The 18,333-nt window shown below is 46.7% G+C and carries 13 protein-coding genes; 9 read left to right on the top strand and 4 right to left on the bottom strand.

Features of this window, described 5'->3' with window-relative positions:
- Positions 1 to 65: 65 nt before the first annotated feature.
- Positions 66 to 605 carry a nucleoside deaminase gene (locus tag BS614_RS28235; protein ID WP_074096356.1) on the top strand — a complete coding sequence of 180 codons (540 nt, stop codon included), beginning with the start codon at positions 66 to 68 and terminating at the stop codon, positions 603 to 605.
- A gap of 402 nt (positions 606 to 1,007) precedes the next feature.
- On the opposite strand, the gene BS614_RS28230 is transcribed toward BS614_RS28235, so the two are convergent.
- From BS614_RS28230 to BS614_RS28220, 3 genes are all read right to left on the bottom strand, one after another.
- Complete coding sequence (locus tag BS614_RS28230; protein WP_167544430.1) at positions 1,008 to 1,625, bottom strand: hypothetical protein; 618 nt, start codon at positions 1,623 to 1,625, stop codon at positions 1,008 to 1,010.
- Complete coding sequence (locus BS614_RS28225) at positions 1,583 to 2,653, bottom strand: RNA polymerase sigma factor (RefSeq protein ID WP_074096354.1); 1,071 nt, start codon at positions 2,651 to 2,653, stop codon at positions 1,583 to 1,585. The genes BS614_RS28230 and BS614_RS28225 overlap by 43 nt, the downstream gene beginning before the upstream one ends.
- A 633-nt stretch (positions 2,654 to 3,286) precedes the next feature.
- Positions 3,287 to 3,772 (bottom strand): hypothetical protein, encoded by a 486-nt coding sequence (locus tag BS614_RS28220; RefSeq protein WP_074096353.1) that lies wholly within the window; start codon positions 3,770 to 3,772, stop codon positions 3,287 to 3,289.
- Positions 3,773 to 4,064: 292 nt separating this feature from the next.
- Here BS614_RS28220 and BS614_RS28215 point away from each other — a divergent pair, with 292 nt between their 5' ends.
- Both BS614_RS28215 and BS614_RS28210 read left to right on the top strand, forming a co-directional pair.
- Positions 4,065 to 5,102, top strand: a complete 1,038-nt coding sequence (locus BS614_RS28215; protein WP_074096352.1) for an AMP-binding protein — start codon at positions 4,065 to 4,067, stop codon at positions 5,100 to 5,102.
- A gap of 91 nt (positions 5,103 to 5,193) precedes the next feature.
- Entirely contained in the window at positions 5,194 to 5,643 is a 450-nt protein-coding gene (locus BS614_RS28210; protein ID WP_074096351.1) for a class I adenylate-forming enzyme family protein, read from the top strand.
- A gap of 143 nt (positions 5,644 to 5,786) precedes the next feature.
- On the opposite strand, the gene BS614_RS28205 is transcribed toward BS614_RS28210, so the two are convergent.
- The gene (locus tag BS614_RS28205; RefSeq protein ID WP_074096350.1) at positions 5,787 to 8,603 is read right to left on the bottom strand and encodes an endo-beta-N-acetylglucosaminidase; all 2,817 of its coding nucleotides are present in this window, start codon (positions 8,601 to 8,603) and stop codon (positions 5,787 to 5,789) included.
- A 212-nt stretch (positions 8,604 to 8,815) separates the two neighbouring features.
- Between BS614_RS28205 and BS614_RS28200 the strand changes: the two genes are divergently transcribed.
- The 6 genes from BS614_RS28200 (at position 8,816) to BS614_RS28175 (ending at position 18,329) form a co-directional block, all read left to right on the top strand.
- Positions 8,816 to 10,645 (top strand): sensor histidine kinase, encoded by a 1,830-nt coding sequence (locus BS614_RS28200; RefSeq protein WP_074096349.1) that lies wholly within the window; start codon positions 8,816 to 8,818, stop codon positions 10,643 to 10,645.
- Position 10,646: 1 nt separating this feature from the next.
- On the top strand, positions 10,647 to 12,161 hold the full coding sequence (locus BS614_RS28195; protein ID WP_074096348.1) for a response regulator transcription factor: 1,515 nt from the start codon (positions 10,647 to 10,649) through the stop codon (positions 12,159 to 12,161).
- A gap of 281 nt (positions 12,162 to 12,442) precedes the next feature.
- A complete protein-coding gene (locus BS614_RS28190; RefSeq protein ID WP_036605779.1) occupies positions 12,443 to 13,915 on the top strand; it encodes an ABC transporter substrate-binding protein in 1,473 nt (490 codons plus the stop codon).
- A gap of 77 nt (positions 13,916 to 13,992) precedes the next feature.
- Positions 13,993 to 14,922, top strand: coding sequence for an ABC transporter permease (locus BS614_RS28185; RefSeq protein ID WP_036605780.1), 930 nt, complete (start codon positions 13,993 to 13,995; stop codon positions 14,920 to 14,922).
- A 23-nt stretch (positions 14,923 to 14,945) separates the two neighbouring features.
- Entirely contained in the window at positions 14,946 to 15,866 is a 921-nt protein-coding gene (locus BS614_RS28180; protein WP_074096347.1) for a carbohydrate ABC transporter permease, read from the top strand.
- Positions 15,867 to 15,902: 36 nt separating this feature from the next.
- Entirely contained in the window at positions 15,903 to 18,329 is a 2,427-nt protein-coding gene (locus BS614_RS28175) for a glycoside hydrolase family 3 N-terminal domain-containing protein (protein ID WP_074096346.1), read from the top strand.
- Positions 18,330 to 18,333 lie beyond the last annotated feature (4 nt).

Genomic DNA, 18,333 nt, shown 5'->3' with positions numbered 1-18,333 from the left:
AGGAGTAGCAGTATATTTTTGGAATATATTATTATTGGGAATTACTGAGATGGGATGTGTATAATATGGACAAGCATTACCAAAACCTTCTGTTAGCTTTTGAAGAAGCAGAAAAGGCTAGAGATGAGGGTACTTTTTCTATCGGTGCAATTATTGTTGATGCAGATGGTTCAGTTGTAAGCCGAGGTAGGAACAGAGTTTTTTCAAGCTGTGATTCTACAGCTCACGCCGAAGTGGACGCTATAAGAAAAGCTGGAAATGTTATACTTCATCTTGAGAGCAAGAAATTCATTCCTAAGAACGAACTTACCTTATATACTACCTGTGAGCCTTGTCCCATGTGCACAGGTACAATCGTATTGTCTTTGATTAAAAAAGTGGTTTGGGCTGCAAATGATAAGGATATAGGTGCATTTAAAAAATTCAAGGAATTAAATAGCGAATTACCTATTTATAATGATTTGTTCCACGACATCGAGTTTGTTGCAGCCCCTTACAGAGATTTAGAATTGAGACAAAGAAAAATGTTAGCAGAATGGAACAACAGCCGTGGGTATACCGATAATCATTGGAATGATGAATTAGTAAATGAAATTGTTCAATAATAAATGAAACTTTGCGCCTGATGTATTAAGCTAACGGGAAACGTTAGCTCAATAACAACAAGAAAGCAGCTGATCATTGTGATTAGCTGCTTTTACTCAACTAACGGGCAGTTTTGCTGAATAGATCTGCTGAGTATGTGGAGCATCTGGCCTCTCACGGTTGGTGGCGGACAAGAAAGATAAAAATCGTAAGGTAGAGGAGAAATCTGGCAGATACAATTGCGATTAAAAACTACCCATGACGCATATGCGTCATGGGTAGTTTTTAATCATTTCCATACGTTCAGGAGGGGGCCGTGTGAAATAGCGATGACCTAATCACTTCGTTGGACAGACAGAGTTTTGTGTAAAAATGGCCACCGCCCGGGAACGACTATTCTTCGTATACATTTCCGAACTGACTTACTTGACCGGCCCCATCCAGGTTGAAATCGTCTTCTGCTGGTGCGGCAACGGCGGTTTTAACTTCCCGTTATCGATCAAATGCTTCAAAATATAAGCGACAAGCCGGCCTCCGCCGGTGTTGCCTCTCACCATGTAAGCAAGCTGCGGCTCCAAATGCTTCGGCTGATTTTGCAGGAACAGCTTGAGCATTTTATCGTAGAGCTTGCCGACAGCAGGCGCATACAGAGCAGACAAATCCGGCATTGCCTTGTTCAACCGATCCAACGTTTGCGGAGAGTCGATCCAGACCGCATTGAACTTGTACCCCTCCTCCGTCTTGCGGATGTACCCCTTCTCCAGCAGGAACGAATATTGCTCGCTGTTCTCTTCGTTGTCGGGCAGTTCTCCTTGTTGGAACGCATGACAAATCTCGACATTCCGGTATTCCAGGGAACGCCAATCCACCTGGCGGTCGCTCCAGTACGTATTGAATTGCCACAAGTATAAGGGGCTGTCTTCGACGTAGCGGAGCGACGGACCGAAGGTGATGTAACTACTCAAATCAAAACCCGGATCGGCATTGCTGCTCGTGTTCAACGCCGCATAGGCAATATACTGACCTCCGTCCTTTCGCATTGGTGCGACCGCATCGAAGTTGTCGCCCGCCGGCATGCTCCGCCAAGATTGCTCCTCGACGTTCTTGGGCAGCAAGGTCCAGAGCAGGAAGTTATAGTCGCCGTCCGGAACGTACACTCCGCTTCCTCGACTTGCCGGCGAACTTCCATTAACGCGTCGAAATGAACATCGGCCACTTCGGCGGCGCAATCTTGCCAGAATTGATGACCAGCTACGGCTAACTCGAAGAGGTCCCAGACGATGGTATTGCTTTGATATTTGCCGGGAGAGGTTTGGATGAGAAAATTGTAATCGGCCAGGTGCCGGACTTCGCCTTCCAGCAAAGACGGCGGCATTCCGAGCTCCTCCGCGATTTGATGTACGGTACGCGCCTTATGATAAGCCGTGTAAACGATATTTTGCGCCAAGGCGCGTCCAAGAAAATCGTTGGTTTCGCCCAGGCTGCCGGCCGAACCGGAATGGCCCATTTCCCCCATGCTGACCGGATTGACACTTAAAGTTCCTGTTGCACGCATACGTTTCATCCCTTTCCGTAACTTCTTTTTGGCCTCGCTCAAATGCCACTTCACCGTGTTGACAGGAATGTTCAGAGCAATCGCGATATCGCCGATTTTAAGCTCGTCGTAGTAATGCATGACCACGATCCGGCGATGGATGTCGGACAGAAACGCGACTTCTCGGCGCAGCTCGCGGTAAGCTTCGGTTACCAGCAACCGGTCAAGCGGCTCCCGAGAAGGGGCGGCCGACAGTTCGGACATGCCGTTGATTTCGATCGCTTGGGGAGCGTGTGCACGCTTTTTCAACCAATTCACCCAAGTGTATCGGGCAACCGTCCATACGTAAGCGTCAAGGCTTCTAATGTCCCGCACCCCGGAGAAGGATTTCAACAACTGCAGCATAATCTCCTGAGCCAGATCCTCCGCCTCGGCCCGTTGCTTGACCCGGTTTAACGCAAAACCGAAGATCGGTTTGACATAGCTCCGAATTGCTTCCGCCGCTTCTTTTCCGTTTTTACCAATTGAATCCATCTTTTGCCTCCATAGTTGCATCTGTAATTCCTGACAATTATATAGTGTGCCAGGCGAAATAAAGGTTGGGATTATTTTAAAAAAAATTTGGACGTCCTAGCGGATCGCTCATACATGTATAATTACAAACATCATGAATAGATCATTTGAATGGTTAAAAAGACGTTATGAACTTTTTGTTAAGTATATTGGAAAAGAATTAAACAAGTTGAAGATTACTTTAGATGTAAAGGTCTCACTTTTAGTATATAAGATACTTTTTTTCGTTCAACTATGGGAGGACACAAACTAGGAGCTCGAGCCGAAGTTCTTCTTCGGGTACTTGGGGTACTCCTTCGTTCCGTAGTTAACCAGGAGTGGTCTCGATTAATTATTCAAATGCATAATTGAAATTCATTATACTAACGAGAAACGTTAGCTTAATGCTCAAAGAATCAACGTAATCAACTGCGGTTTACAACTAACGGATGACAATAGGGATCGTTGCAAAAATGCTAACAATCCTTATTGGTATACCTTTAGGGGGGATGTACTCCAGAAAATACGGACAAAAAAAAGCCCAAAAGGGCTACTTCCATAATTGTCATAATAAACTTTTCCTAGCACTCTCGTTGGTAAAAGAAATTATTTCCTTTAACTTTCCCTTGTAGGAGTATGAGTAGCAACTTTCCATTTACCTTCCTCATAGGTTAAAGTTATTTTTGCAGAGAGCGACCCCTCATTGGCACGATACTTACTGACCTCTATGGCAATGTTATTATCTGATTCATTCTCCTGCTTTTCAATTTTCAGTAAAATCCCTTTTAGCGTATTATCAGACTGTTCAGACAGTCCTTCTTCAATCAATTCTTCATAGGTTAGGTTATAAATTTTTACGTTATATTTGCTGTGAAGGTAATCCTCAATGCTTTTCTTATCAGAATCCTTTAATGGAATTCCTTTATCAAAATCTAATGAGATATACTCCATGTTTTCATTAAGAGCCGTATCTGTTGAAATTAACTCCTCCAACGCCATACGATAAGGTTCACCTAGTTCATTCTGCTGACTAGAGCCAGTAACACCACCTGCGCAAGCTGATAGTAAAAATAACGCTACAACACTGAGAATAAAATGCATTTTCTTTAACTTTATGACAATACCCTCCTTGGTACTCGTTTCCTAAATAAACGTAATGATAACGAGAAATGTTGGATTTCAGTTTAAAAAGCAGCCCAATTTGATCTGCCTAATTAAGCTAGCAAGGAGGTTAACGGCAAGGATCGTCTGTGGGCAGAACTGTAATATCAGCAGAATTTATGAGTTTAATAGGGGATAATGATTACTTATTATTCCAGATATATGCTACTCTCTTTTTATTCCATAGTTTTCTTAACGGAGAAATGGAAATTTAAATGTTGGGGGTAATTGCTTGCTTCTATCCGAACGATTGCCAATTGCAGCAAGTCTGTACCCTGAGGAACCTGCGTTAATGCGACATGGGCAAACGATGAGTTATGGGGAGCTTTACGGTCTAATTGAAAGACTCAGTCATGCCCTGTATGTTGAAGGACTCCGGGCCGGTGATCGCTTTGCCCTTTTAGGTGATCCAGATCCCCAGCTCGTTGTTGCGTTTTATGCAGCAGTTGGGATCGGCGCTATACCGCTCGTGCCGTCTCCTTTGCTAACAGTGCCTGAACTCGCTGCGATATTTCAGGATGCAGAACCCCATATGGTTATTCATGATGACCAACATGCTAAAGCAGCTATTGCCACGGTAAAGCTTCTTGGGTATTGTCCAAAACTGTTCACGACAGACGAAGAAGCGACGAATAACAGTTCGCTCGCTGCTCTTTTACAGCAGGAACCCGCGTTCTCTCCAAAAGACCATTTCAAACGAAGTGTAGACGATACGGCAGTCCTGATTTATACGGGGGGGACAACTGGTCGGCCAAAAGGGGTCATGCATTCGCATCGTGGTATGGCTGCTTGGAATCAACTTACGCCTTCTGCAGGCTTCGGTCATGATCTCAAGCGTCGTGTGTTAGTGCTCAACTTATCCCATCTGGTGGGTCAGTTCCAGCTGTGGGCGACCATGGCTGCCGGAGGCTGTCTTGTATTTCTAGACGAATACCCAGCGGATGTACACCGCATTATGGAAGCTATTGAACGTGATCAGATTACACAACTCAGCACAGTAGGCCAACTGCTTTGTGATCTTACCCGCGAGGCATCCGTAGGAGGTAGAAACTTGAAGAGTCTATCGCTTATTGGCTGCGGAGGGTCCATTATTTCTCCGGATACACTACAGGAGGTCGTATCGCAATTTCCTGAAGTTATCATTGTGAACAACTACTCACAAGCGGAATGTGGAATGTCCATAAGCCGCCTTTTTCCTGCTCAGTATATGGGCGATCCTCATCGCCTTCGATCCGTAGGTCGTCCTGCTGACTTGGCTAGCCCAAGGTGAGCAGGCCTTCGAAGTTCGGATATTAGATACGGACGGAAGTGAGACAGTTACGGGCGAGGCTGGAGAAATCGTTGTTCGGGGTGCACAGACCATGCTGGGGTATTGGCTCCAGTTGGAGGCTACTGCCGAGACCATGTCCGATGGCTGGATTCGAACTGGGGATGTCGGTTGTCTGGATGCCGAAGGTTACCTTTATGTGTTTGATCGCTTGAAGGATATGGTTATTGTGGGCGGTTCCAATGTGTTTTGCGCCGAAGTGGAGCATGTTATTGTGAGCCATGAGTCGGTAAGCGAGGCGGCCGTAATCGGACATTCTCTTCCTGACGAAGGAGAGGAACTCGTCGCTTTCATAGTGTTACAGGATGGTGAAAGTATGGATCTGACGCGGATGCGGGCGTTTTGTGAGCCACACCTTGCTCCGTACAAATGGCCGACTCAACTGTTCATTGTGGATACTTTGCCGAGAACAGCCGTGGATAAAATAGACAAAAAGAAGTTGCGCAAGCATCTATCCTCAATTTTATCCGAAGGACTATGCTAACGGGAATGCTGTTTAATAGCTGTTGGGCAGAATATTTATTGTTAGATCAACAAGAACAGCCCTTCAACTTCCTTTTGGAATTGAAGGGCTGTACGTTTTTATCTCAATTGGTATGCAGGCGGGCGAGAAAATACCTTGTAGTGTTACCTCAAAATCGTACTGGCCTGATTGCCTGCATAATCCTCAATGACCAGCTTCAAAGAGCTGTTGCTGGAAGCTGGCGTGAAAGTCAGTTCGCTCAGCTTTGTTCTTCCCCGAATGATATACGGGAATTTCTGCGAAACGTAAGTGACTCCGAACTCGCGTGGCACCCCGTTTTCATATACATAGATCTTGTACCAGTCCTCCAGATCCGGGAGGGCCAATGTGTACTTTCCATCTTTTACCGTGACCTTTTCCTTGGCGTATGGTGTAATCTGAAGATCTGCGAGCTGTCCGGTATGGGTTACCGGGTTCTGCCCGCCAATGGCGATGTTCAGCACGTAATGCTCACCGTTGGTCGGAAGTCCGGTCAGGACGGCAGATTGTTTTCCTTTTTTGACCTGAAGCGACTTGGTGAAGGGCTCTTTTGTGTATTCTGTTTCTAGTGTGAGCTGAATTGACTCGTTACCTTTGTCTTTATTTTTATCCTTGTCTTTACCGGTATTCTTATCTTTATCTTTGCCCGTATCTTTCGTTTTTTTCGGGTTTTTCCAGCTTACAATAGCATCGCCATTCTTTTTGAATTTCACATCAATATTCTGAACAGCTGTATTCAGATCGTAAGGCAGGACGGTTGCTTCACTTTCGGTACCATCTGCACCAACAGCACGAATGGACAGTTCACCAGAAGGCTGTTTTAGCGATTTGATATAAAAAGTGGAATCATACACGCCGCCAACATAGGCACCATTTTCATATAAATTGTATTGTTTGACCTCTGAATAGTCCTTCATGTCCCATGCAACAACCAGTTCATCGGTGTTGGTCAGTGCTTTGGCAATATGGAATCCGGTCGGTGCATCCGGTACAGCCGCTGAACCGTCGGACATACGGATCTCGCCTATATTCATCTGGTAATTCTCAATCTCCTTGCCATTCGGGTCGAAGGATAATCCCATAGCGGCAATGGTTTTGCCATGATATGCACTCAAATCCAGCGAAGTTGTCTTCCAACCTGTAGTATGCTGGCCTGACTGAGGCACTTCCACATTGACCACGTTGAATGGATCATCTTCGAAGATCAACCCAACATGCAGGGAGGAAGCGTCACTAGTCGACGGTTTGTTATACGTCAGTTCCAGTTTCGATTGTCCGTTGACGGACAGGTCGGTCTTGTACAGGCGCAGGAAGTTCTCCGCGTTCAGTGTGCCGTTCACCACGAGAGAGCTGCCGCCATTAAACGCACCAATGGAGTCATAGTTGTACCTTGCGCCTTTCTCATAAGAGGGACCATAGTCAAAATCAACACTGAGCTGGTCTCCTTCACTATCCATCCACCATTGCCAAGTGATAGGGATATCCTGAATGTTGATATTTGACCATTCTTTATCGTTCGAGACAGCCCCGTCTTCATAATATTTCAGGCCGTGGCCCGTATTGAAGTTGGTCGCAAAATTGGAGCCGTTGATGACGGATCGCTCGGTAAGATAAGCGGCGATTCCATCCCAATTTGCACCGGAAGCATACACATCCAACAGATCGGCAGACGCATTACGACGTGCATCTGTCGGGTCTTGATTTGGACCAGACCACCAGGCACGATCACGTACAAAGGTCATCCACTGGTACTCATCTTCCGCACGATGATTGGTGCTGCCATCGCCCATCTCTTCATCCAGAGCGTTGTGGGTGAAGTCGGCACCTAATGTCGCGATGCTGTTCATGGGTTGACCGTTCTCATCCAGGTTATGGCGCAGGTCATAGGATTGCTTCCAGCGGCCGAATTTGTCATGTCCACCTTCGACACCAGCAAATACGGTTTCCAGTGGATCCAGTCCCAGGCTAAGGGCATGATCACGGGAGTCGCGGAGCATCTTGTGGTTCCACACATAGTTCAGGAAGATGGAATCCGAGACTCTGCCGAGAACGGAATCTTGTACAAAGGGGCTGTTGAGCCCATTGAATTGGTTCTGGTATTGAATTTTGCCTGTTGTATTGATGGTGGAATCATACCACTGAACGTACAGGCCTTTATCTCTTAGATATTTCATGAATTTCTTGTAGGATGCGATATCTTCAGGGGCTACACCCCGGGCAACTTCTTCCTGATTGAAGAAATATCCATCGTAGTTGTAGTATTCTGCCATCTCGGCCAATTTCTCGGCCACAGGAAAATTACCGTTTTCATCCTGGATCAGCATTTGTTTATAGGTTTGTGGGCCACGGTCATTGTCCGAGAAAAAGATGTTAGCAATGGACTTAACGCCGTTCTTGTGGGCTGCATTGGTGTAGGCCGGATTCGGAATGTTCAAAATGCCAAACTCGAAGTATTTCTCCGTCCACTCTTTACTCGGATCGTACAGCTCCTCAGGTACTCCCGCAGAGGCCATGCCGTGCCAATAGCTGTAGTAGTCTGTATATTGCCAATAATTAAATAGATACTGGCTGAATTCATTGGTATAAGGTGTGCTATCGAAGAATGCATTGCCGTAATCGCCACTCATTGTGAATAACTGGGTGTCCGGACTAAGCTCAGGATAAGCCTGTGTGGCAGCGAACGCTTCATTACGGGGCTGCAAGGGAACATGGGCACGAAGTAAATCGCCATGGATATCACTTTCCGGTGTCCAGTTCAGAATCTGGGCCGAGGTGTATCCATGTTGATAGGGCTGATTCACCCCTTTGGCACTTTCACCGGTGTAAGGGAGCGTGTCTCCGGCATAAACGGATGATGCAACAACTTGTCCAAGCAGAGCCGTAGTCAGGATCATGGCGGTTACCTTGGGAATGAGGGCTTTTCGTTTGAGTTTGCGTGTCATGCTGTTCCTCCTTCAAGTGGAATGAATGTAAGGTATTCTTTTACACAAAGCTAAACTTATGGTTAACGATAGTGGATGAAAGCGTTTTTAAATAGGGTGAAATTAAAGAAACACAGATATAAACTAAAGAAAAGTTGCAGGTGACAAGTTAATGTCAGAAGCCTGATGGTATAATTCAAGTCAGGAAAACAGCATCGGAGGGAACATGCGAATTGAAAATTGTTAGCGTTTACAATAATTTCTTCAAAAATAATATGTTTATGAAAATGCTCCTGATTTTCTCGATGATATCCATTGTCACGATCATTACATTGTCTTATATCATCTTCCTGTCGGTGTCCGACTCCACGATTCGCCGGGAACTGGCGATCCAGAAAGCGGCGATGGAACATGTGGACCGGTACATTCATCAGCAGTATGAATCGGTACAAAACATGGTGAGGGACATGCATCAGAATGAGGCGCTGTCCGCCAACATTACGTACCTGATGAATCATTCGTACGCTGAATATGTTCAGCACATGACCAATGGATATTACGCCAATCAGGATGACTATTCGGCCGATGTATTGAAACATTTTCAAAATATTATGGATCGCAATTCGCAGATTAATCAACTCATGTTGTATAGCGCCGAACAGCAGGATCTGTCTACCTTTAATCAACACAAGCAGTTCCGCAAGCTGGACGCCAATGTAGCTCATTCCTATATTCCGGACGTGATGGCGATGGAAACGCCCAATATCAGTGCACCCAACTACTGGATTCGCAAAGAGATTAATCAATGGGACCCTGCGCTCTACTCCATCCGCGTACCGATTAACAATACACAGACTCTTCGGAATCTGGGCCAATTTCTTGTCTTCTTTGACTCAGAAGGAATCGGTAATGCGCTGGATAACTACGAGAGTAATCTCAAGGGAGACATCGTGGTGTTATCGGCGAAAGGGACAGTGTTATTTGACTCCAACAATCATTATTACGGGAAGAAGTATCCCTACGTGAATGTGGCCGATTCCCTGTTTGATCAGACGGATATGGATTCAATGAAAAAGGAGCAGAACATGTACGTGAACAAGTTTGTCTCCGCCGATCAGGGGTATGTGGTCATTGGCACCGTTCCGGTAGAAGAGATGGCTGAAACCTATGCGGGCATTCGCAATACCATTATCTCGATCAGTATCGTATGTATTTTGTTTGCCGTGCTGGTTCCGGCATTTTTCATTATTAACTTTGCCAAACGAACCCGTCGAATTATTCGCTTCACCCAGAAAGTAAAATACGGCAACTTCACGGCTCGCATCGACGATCCGCGTGATGATGAACTGGGGCAGATCTCACATAGCTTCAACGACATGCTGGACGAGCTGAATCTGTATATTGAACGGGTCTACAAAGCCGAGATCAAACAGAAGGAGACCGAGCTGGTTGCATTACAGGCGCGTATCAATCCTCACTTTCTCTACAATACACTTGAGGTGATTCGGATGAGGGCCATATCCCAGGGGGCGAGAGATGTTGGCGAGATGATCTATAGTCTATCCGTATTGTTCAAGAGCCTGGTACAGCAGAAGAAAAATTATACGCTGAAGGATGAGATGGAAGCTTGCCGTTTGTATCTGGAGTTATTCCGAATCCGCTACAAGGATATTTTTATATATACGATCCAGATCGACGCTGCTTATTATCAACACCCGGTGGTGAAACTTTCGCTGCAACCCATCATTGAGAACTATGTCGTACACGGCATTCAGACAGAACGTTCGGATAACCGATTATCGATTGTTGTGGAAGAGACAGATGATGTGGTGCAAGTGGAAGTCAAAGATAATGGCAAAGGCATTGATCCGGCACGCCTGACGGAAATCCTTGAAGAACTGGAACGTCCTGAAGAGTCTGGTCAGATGTTTGGGCTGCGCAGTGTCCATAGTCGATTGCGCTTCCTGTACGGGCCAGAGTTCGGTATCACCATAGAGAGTACCCTTGGAGAAGGAACACGGATCAGGGTGCGTTATCCACATACAGAAGGGACAGGTGTTTAACATGTACAAGGTGTTTATTGTGGACGATGAGCCATTCATCATTGAAGGTTTATACGATATTGTGGATTGGTCTTCATTTGGTATGGAAATTGTGAGTCATGCAGGTAATGGGCAAGCAGCGTTACAGGCGCTCTCTTCTCAGCCTGTGGACATTCTGATTACGGATATATCCATGCCACTCATGAATGGTCTCGATCTGATTCGGGAAGCAAGGCGTGTACAACCTGAGATTAAGGTCATTATCCTGAGTGGTTTCAATGAGTTCGAATATCTGAAGGAAGGCATGCAATTGGGGATCGAAAACTATCTGCTCAAACCGATTAATGTAGAGGAACTGGAATCCACGCTGAGCAACACCGCGTCCAAGCTGGATCATATGGTATCACCTCAAGCCGATGATGCGTATGGCATCCAGATTCTGAAAGATAACATTCTTCATCGATGGCTTACGGGACAGATTGCAGCTACTGAATTTGAAGAACGCGCCCAGTTTATGAACCTTTCGCTGGATGCACCGGACGTTGCTGTGGCCATTCTACGTGACAAAGGACAAGTACCCGGTATGTTTGAACGTGTAGAAGAGATGCTTAGAGACAGACGCCATCTGAACGTATTTCATGATATCGATGGAGACATCGTCATTATTGCCAATATTCAGGGTACGAGTGACGAGGAACAGAAGTTGATGGATGGCTTGCAGGCATTATCTGATGAGATAACCGTAACCCATCCGGCGGCACGCATTGGAGCAGGCAGATTGATGAAAGGGTTATACCAAGCGCCGACCAGTTATGCGGAGGCCAAAAAAGCACTCCAGTATGTGATGATTTATCCCGACCTTAAAGTGATCGACCATGCCATGTTGGAAAGGTGCGGAAATTCAACGGCGACCTTTTTCATTGAATGGAGGGAGTATGCCAAACTCATTCTGTCCCGCAATACAGAACAACTTGCCGACCGGATTCGCATGGATTTTGAACAGCATCGCGATGGGCTTACACCTGGGGAGTTACAGAACACCGCATTGGAAGTTGTGATTCGCTTCAAAATGGAGCTGGAAAGCATCAAACACTCGGATGAGTCTGCGATATACCAACAGGGGCTTCAACTTGTGCTGGACAGTGGCACTTTTGATGAGCTCGTGCTGGCACTTCAGCAGGTTGGGTCACAGACCATCCAATCCCTATTGCAGGATTTGAAAAATCCGATTGTGAACCAGGTGCTTCAGCATATCGACAAACACTACGCAGAAGAGCTCTCCTTGAAGCTATTGGGTGCCCATTATCATCTGCATCCGGTCTATTTGGGACAATTGTTCCATAAGGAGACAGGGGAGACGTTTGCCGAATATATCAACAAATACCGGATTGAACGTGCGAAGGAGCAACTACGCAATTCCAATCTGAAGGTACATGAGATCGCCCGAAATGTAGGGTATTGGGAGACGGGGTATTTCTATAAACAGTTCCGCAAATATGTGGGGATTTCACCGACTGATTTCAAGGTGTTTGGTTAATTCGGTGACGGGTAGATCCAACCATGCGGACAGAGAGCCAAGAGACATATCGGGAACAGGAATGGCATGGATGAAAATCATGGCATACGTTACCCGGCATGTCTCTTTCATGTAAGCGATTTATTTAAATAGGTACAAAATAGTTGCCCAAGGACGATTTCTCTTTAATTTGTACCTCGAAAACTTAAGTTTATCTTCTTTTTGTAAATGCTTTCATTCGATAAGGTTAAAGCAGTTAGTAAGTAGAGCCTAAGGGAACACGAAAAGGGAGGATCAAAGAAATGAGTAAACAAAGAAAACGCTTCTCACTCGTTCTTGCATTGTTAATGGCCGTTACACTTGTTCTTAGTGCCTGTGGAGGAAGCAAAGATGCTTCAGAATCGGGGGGAGCTGGAGATGACGCGGTAGAGTTGATCTGGTATACCATCGGTACCCCTCAGAAAGACGTCAACAAAGTGATGGAAGAAGTGAGCAAGTATACCAAAGAGAAAATTAATGCCACGGTAACGATGAAGATGGTTGACTGGGGTGACTACCCGCAGAAGATGCAGGTTAACGTAGCATCCGGTGAGCCAATGGACATTCTGTTCACTTCTTCTGGTGGATTCGATTATGTACAAAATGCCAGAAAAGGTGCATTCCTCGAACTGGATGACCTGCTTGCTGAATACGGTCAGGATCTTACCAAGACCATCGATCCTGCATTCCTCAGCGGTTCCAAGGTAGATGGACACAATTACGGAATTCCAGCCAACAAAGAGTTGCCACAACAAGAGGTATGGCGCTTTAACCAAATGCTGGTTGATAAATACAAGCTGGACATCTCTGGCGTTCGTACGTTAGACAGTCTGGAGCCTCTGCTCAAAACAATTAAGGAAAACGAGGCGAGTGTAACACCATTTGCCATGGATAAAAACTATGTTCCTTACGTGCCTTATGACTATGTCATTCAGAATCTGCCAATGGCAATCAAGCTGGATACAACAGACTATAAGCTTGTAAACATACTGGAAACACCTGAAATGAAAGAAGCACTTACCACAATGCACAAATACTACAAGGCTGGTTATGTATCGGCAGAAGCGGCAACAACAGGTTCCACGAACGACCTGACAACATCGGGCAACTGGTTCCTGGATCGTGCACAGACTCAGCCGCTCGCGGACAATCAATGGTCTGCAAGTTACGGTTATCAAGTCGTTTCAACACCTGCAAGTGAAGCAATTATAACGAATACATCTGTACAAGGTTCCATCATGGCCATCTCGGCCAACTCGGAATATCCGGAGAAAGCGATGGAATTCCTGAACCTGCTCAATACAGATCCTGTGCTGCGTAATATGGTGGACTCCGGTATTGAGGGCACACACTACAAAAAAGTGGATGACACGCATATGGAAAATCTGCCTGAATCGAAAAACTACGATATGCCTTCATACTCCCTTGGGAACAACATGCTGCTCTATCTGAACAGCAATGACCCGGATAACAAATGGGATGAGTTCAAGAAGTTTAACGCTGAAGGTGTCAATTCCCCGATCCTCAGCTTTAACTTTGATGCAAGCAATGTATCGTCCGAACTGACGGCGGTACAGAACGTGAAAGAGCAATATTGGGCAGCACTGATGACAGGTACATTGGACCCGGCAGCCAATCTGGATCAAGTGATTGAGAAGTTCAATCAAGCCGGACTGGAGAAAGTAATGGCTGAAGCCCAAAGCCAGCTGGATGCCTGGAGAGCGGAAAACAAGTAACAGTACATCGTAAGGATCGGGCGGCTGCTTATCGCGTCCGGTCCTTTTTCATTCAAGCCTGAAGGAGGATCTCCACAATGACTACATTTTTGAAAAACCTGATTAGAAACCGAGTCATGCTGCTCATGGTGCTGCCAGGCGCCATCTGGTTCTTCTTCTTCTCCTACTTGCCACTCGTGGGTACAGTGGCTGCTTTCAAAGAATATCGGTTCAGCCGTGAAGGGTTCTGGGCAAGTCTGATGAAGAGTGAATGGGTTGGCTGGGACAATTTCAAATTCCTGTTCAGCACAAGTGACGCATGGCTCATTACACGCAACACCCTCTTTTATAACATCGCCATTATCTTCCTGGGACTGGTATTTGCTGTGGCATTGGCAATCCTGCTCTCGGAACTAGTGAATAAACGACTCGCCAAACTGTATCAAACCGGCATGTTTCTGCCGTATTTTCTATCCTGGGTTATCGTTGGTTACTTCGCATTCAGCTTCTTGAGCATGGACCGCGGGATGTTGAATCAGATTATCGGCTGGTTTGGGATGGAACCAATTCAGTGGTACTCTGAGGCGAAATATTGGCCGTATATTCTGGTATTCGTAGCGTTATGGAAAACCATCGGTTATAGCAGCGTTGTCTATCTGGCTTCCATACTGGGAATTGATAAATCACTGTATGAAGCAGCCATGATTGATGGAGCAAGCAAATGGCAGCAGATTCGCAATATTACGATTCCGTTGCTGTCACCCATCATCACGATTATGACCTTGCTGGCCGTAGGCCGCATTTTCTATGCCGACTTTGGACTCTTCTATCAGGTGCCAAGGGATTCGGGTACGCTTTATTCCGTGACAAATGTTATTGATACGTATGTATATCGAGGTTTGAAAACTAGTGGTGAGATTGGCATGAGTACAGCAGCGGGATTGTATCAATCCGTGGTGGGCTTTGTGCTTGTTATTATCTCCAACTATGTTGTTCGCAAAGTAGATAAAGACAGTAGCCTATTCTAGGACAGGGAAAGGAGTGAACCACTATGGCTCAAGCAAGGCTCGTTAAAAAACGCGACTTCCACCACGTATCCAGCGGCTGGAACGTGATCATGAACATCATCGCCGGTCTATTCGCTCTGATCTGTGTATTTCCTTTTATATTTGTAGTTATCATCTCGTTTACAGACGAGAAAGCACTGGCCCGTGATGGGTATCGTCTGATTCCGGCAGAATGGAGTCTCGCGGCATATCAGTTTGTCTGGCAGAGTGGGGACACGCTGCTGCGGGCGTATGGAGTTACCATCCTGGTGACGGTACTTGGTACCATCATCAGTCTGATTCTCATGTCGCTGTATGCGTATGCGGTTTCCCGCAAGAGCTTCAGATATCGAAGATTTTTCTCCATCTTTGCAATTCTTACCATGCTGTTCAACGGCGGGATGATTCCAACCTATATGGTCGTATCCCAGCTGCTTGGGTTGAAAGATACGTTATGGGCACTGATTCTGCCGCTGGCGATGAATGCCTTCTATATTATGATCCTGCGTACATTCTACTCCACCAGTGTACCGGATGCAGTCATTGAATCGGCGAAGATTGATGGCGCCGGTGAGTTCTATACCTTTATGAAAATCGTGGTTCCACTCTCCTTGCCGGGGCTTGCAACCATCGGGTTGTTCAGTACACTCGGTTACTGGAATGATTGGTTCAATGCGTTATTATACATCGATAATCCGAATTTGGTACCGTTGCAATCCATGCTGATGCGGATTGAGTCGAGCATCCAGTTTATCCAGCAGAACTCTGCTAACAGTTCGATGAGTCTGGCAGCCATGCAGTCCATTCCGCAGGATACGTCCCGAATGGCGATGGTTGTGCTTGCTACGTTGCCAATTATATTCGCTTATCCGTTCTTCCAGCGTTATTTCGTACAGGGTCTGACGGTGGGCGCGGTCAAAGAATAATCGGATCACGTTATAGGATTGGAGAGATGCAGATTGATGACTTATAAGGACCAAAGCAAATCCGTAGAGGAACGGGTACAACACCTGCTTAGCCTGATGACTACGGAAGAAAAGGTAGGCCAACTTACGCAGCCATTTGGCTGGCAAACATATACGAATGATCAAGGGAACATCACGTTAAATGATTCCTTTAAACAGCAAGTGGAAAATGGGGGCATCGGCTCCCTCTATGGTGCACTTCGCGCAGATCCGTGGACGGGCGTTACGCTGGAAAATGGACTATCCGCCAGAGAAGGCGCTGAGGCGGTCAATCTGATTCAACGTTATGCAATAGAACATTCCAGACTGGGGATTCCCATTCTGATCGGGGAAGAGTGCTCGCATGGTCATATGGCTATTGACGGAACGGTCTATCCTGTCCCCCTTTTACTGGGGAGCACCTGGAATGTGGATCTGTATCGGGAGATGTGCCAGGCAGTAGCAAGGGAGACACGTGCTCAAGGTGGCGCGGTCACCTATTCTCCGGTACTGGATGTTGTGCGTGATCCGCGCTGGGGACGTACCGAGGAATGTTTCGGTGAAGATCCGTTTCTCATTGGAGAGCTGGCAGTTGCTTCCGTGGAAGGGCTTCAGGGTGAAAGTCTGGACCGTGGAGATACAGTAGCGGCAACGCTGAAACATTTTGTTGGTTATGGCAGCTCAGAAGGCGGACGTAATGCAGGGCCTGTACATATGGGCTGGCGCGAACTGCTGGAAGTGGATCTCTATCCATTCCGCAAAGCGGTGGAAGCTGGCGCTGCGTCGATCATGCCAGCATATAACGAAATTGATGGCACGCCTTGCACCGTGAATACGGAATTGCTGGAAGATGTTTTGCGTAAGGAATGGGGCTTTGACGGTCTGGTCATTACGGATTGTGGTGCGATCAACATGCTGGCAAGTGGGCATGATGTCGCGGCGGATGGAATGGCAGCTTCCGTACAGGCGATTGAGGCAGGCATCGATATGGAGATGTCCGGTGAGATGTTTGGGCAATATCTGGTGCAGGCGGTGGCAGAAGGCAAGCTTGATGTGCAGGTTCTGGATCAGGCTGCTTCTCGCGTGCTGGCGTTGAAGTTCAGACTGGGCTTATTCGAACAACCTTATGTGGATGCCGATCGGGCAGCAGAAGTAATTGGAAGTGAAGCGCATATTCAACTGGCACGCCAGTTGGCTGCGGAAGGCATTGTACTTCTCAAAAATGAGGCTGACACGTTACCTCTATCGATAACAAATGTGGGCCGGATTGCCGTCATTGGTCCCAATGCAGACCAAGCTTACAATCAACTGGGCGATTACACATCACCACAACCTAAATCCAAAGTGTCAACGGTGCTGGATGGTGTTCGTAGTAAGCTGGCTAGTCGTGTGCTTGAGCAAGCAAATGAGGTCGCTGATCGTCATGGTCATGGAATGCAGGATGAGGATAGCCACCCGGCTAGATATGGAGATCATCATGCTGCGATGAATGGGGCAAGCGATATAGAGCGTGATGCTTCCGAGGTACTCTATGCACCAGGCTGCCGGATTAAAGGTGATTCGAAAGAAGGATTCGAGCGTGCCCTTGAAGTTGCCAGCCAGGCAGATACGGTCATTATGGTGGTTGGCGGCTCCAGTGCACGTGACTTTGGAGAAGGAACGATTGATCTGAAGACGGGCGCTTCCAATGTATCAGATAACTCCTGGAATGATATGGAGTGTGGCGAAGGGATCGACCGGATGACGTTGGGGCTTGCCGGAGTACAGTTGGAACTCATTCAGGAGATTCACAAGCTCGGCAAGAAACTTGTCGTTGTTTACATTAATGGTCGTCCCATCACTGAACCTTGGGTGGATGAACATGCCGATGCCATTCTGGAGGCGTGGTATCCGGGTCAAGAGGGCGGGCATGCCATTGCAGATATTTTATTCGGTGATGTGAATCCATCGGGTAAATTGACGATCTCCATTCCAAAGCATGTCGGCCAATTACCGATCTATTATAACGGCAAACGTTCCCGAGGCAAGCGTTACCTCGAGGAGGATTTGCAGCCACGTTATGCATTTGGATACGGACTGAGTTATACCACATTTGAGTACAGTGAACCGCAGCTGAGTGCTGCATCCATGACAACTGATGATTCAGTTACGGTATCGGTGAATGTGACCAACACTGGCCGTTATGCAGGTGCAGAAGTTGTACAGATGTACATCTCTGACGTGGTTAGCTCTTTGACTCGTCCGGCCAAGGAACTGAAGGGGTTTGCAAAAGTGAACCTGGAGCCAGGAGAGACACAGACCGTGGAATTCCACATCGGGGCCGAGCAGCTGCAGTATATTGGTCGTGATTTGAAGTCTGTCGTTGAACCGGGACAATTCCATATTCATATCGGCAGCAGCGTAAACGATACGCAAATAACCGAACTGACCGTAAGGGAGGCGTAAGACG

The organism is Paenibacillus xylanexedens (genome assembly GCF_001908275.1).
In the GTDB taxonomy this organism is placed as follows: domain Bacteria; phylum Bacillota; class Bacilli; order Paenibacillales; family Paenibacillaceae; genus Paenibacillus; species Paenibacillus xylanexedens_A.
The sequence above is the reverse complement of the archived record's forward strand: the minus strand, read 5'-3'. Positions and strand labels throughout refer to the sequence as shown.

What these genes read in the sequence shown, in the direction of transcription:
- BS614_RS28185 (WP_036605780.1), top strand. Translation starts at nt 13,993, where the DNA reads ATGACTACATTTTTGAAAAACCTGATTAGAAACCGAGTCATGCTGCTC.
- BS614_RS28180 (WP_074096347.1), top strand. Translation starts at nt 14,946, where the DNA reads ATGGCTCAAGCAAGGCTCGTTAAAAAACGCGACTTCCACCACGTATCC.
- BS614_RS28210 (WP_074096351.1), top strand. Translation starts at nt 5,194, where the DNA reads ATGCTGGGGTATTGGCTCCAGTTGGAGGCTACTGCCGAGACCATGTCC.
- BS614_RS28235 (WP_074096356.1), top strand. Translation starts at nt 66, where the DNA reads ATGGACAAGCATTACCAAAACCTTCTGTTAGCTTTTGAAGAAGCAGAA.
- BS614_RS28230 (WP_167544430.1), bottom strand. Translation starts at nt 1,625, where the DNA reads ATGCGAAAGGACGGAGGTCAGTATATTGCCTATGCGGCGTTGAACACG.
- BS614_RS28205 (WP_074096350.1), bottom strand. Translation starts at nt 8,603, where the DNA reads ATGACACGCAAACTCAAACGAAAAGCCCTCATTCCCAAGGTAACCGCC.
- BS614_RS28190 (WP_036605779.1), top strand. Translation starts at nt 12,443, where the DNA reads ATGAGTAAACAAAGAAAACGCTTCTCACTCGTTCTTGCATTGTTAATG.
- BS614_RS28225 (WP_074096354.1), bottom strand. Translation starts at nt 2,653, where the DNA reads ATGGATTCAATTGGTAAAAACGGAAAAGAAGCGGCGGAAGCAATTCGG.
- BS614_RS28220 (WP_074096353.1), bottom strand. Translation starts at nt 3,772, where the DNA reads ATGCATTTTATTCTCAGTGTTGTAGCGTTATTTTTACTATCAGCTTGC.
- BS614_RS28175 (WP_074096346.1), top strand. Translation starts at nt 15,903, where the DNA reads ATGACTTATAAGGACCAAAGCAAATCCGTAGAGGAACGGGTACAACAC.
- BS614_RS28195 (WP_074096348.1), top strand. Translation starts at nt 10,647, where the DNA reads ATGTACAAGGTGTTTATTGTGGACGATGAGCCATTCATCATTGAAGGT.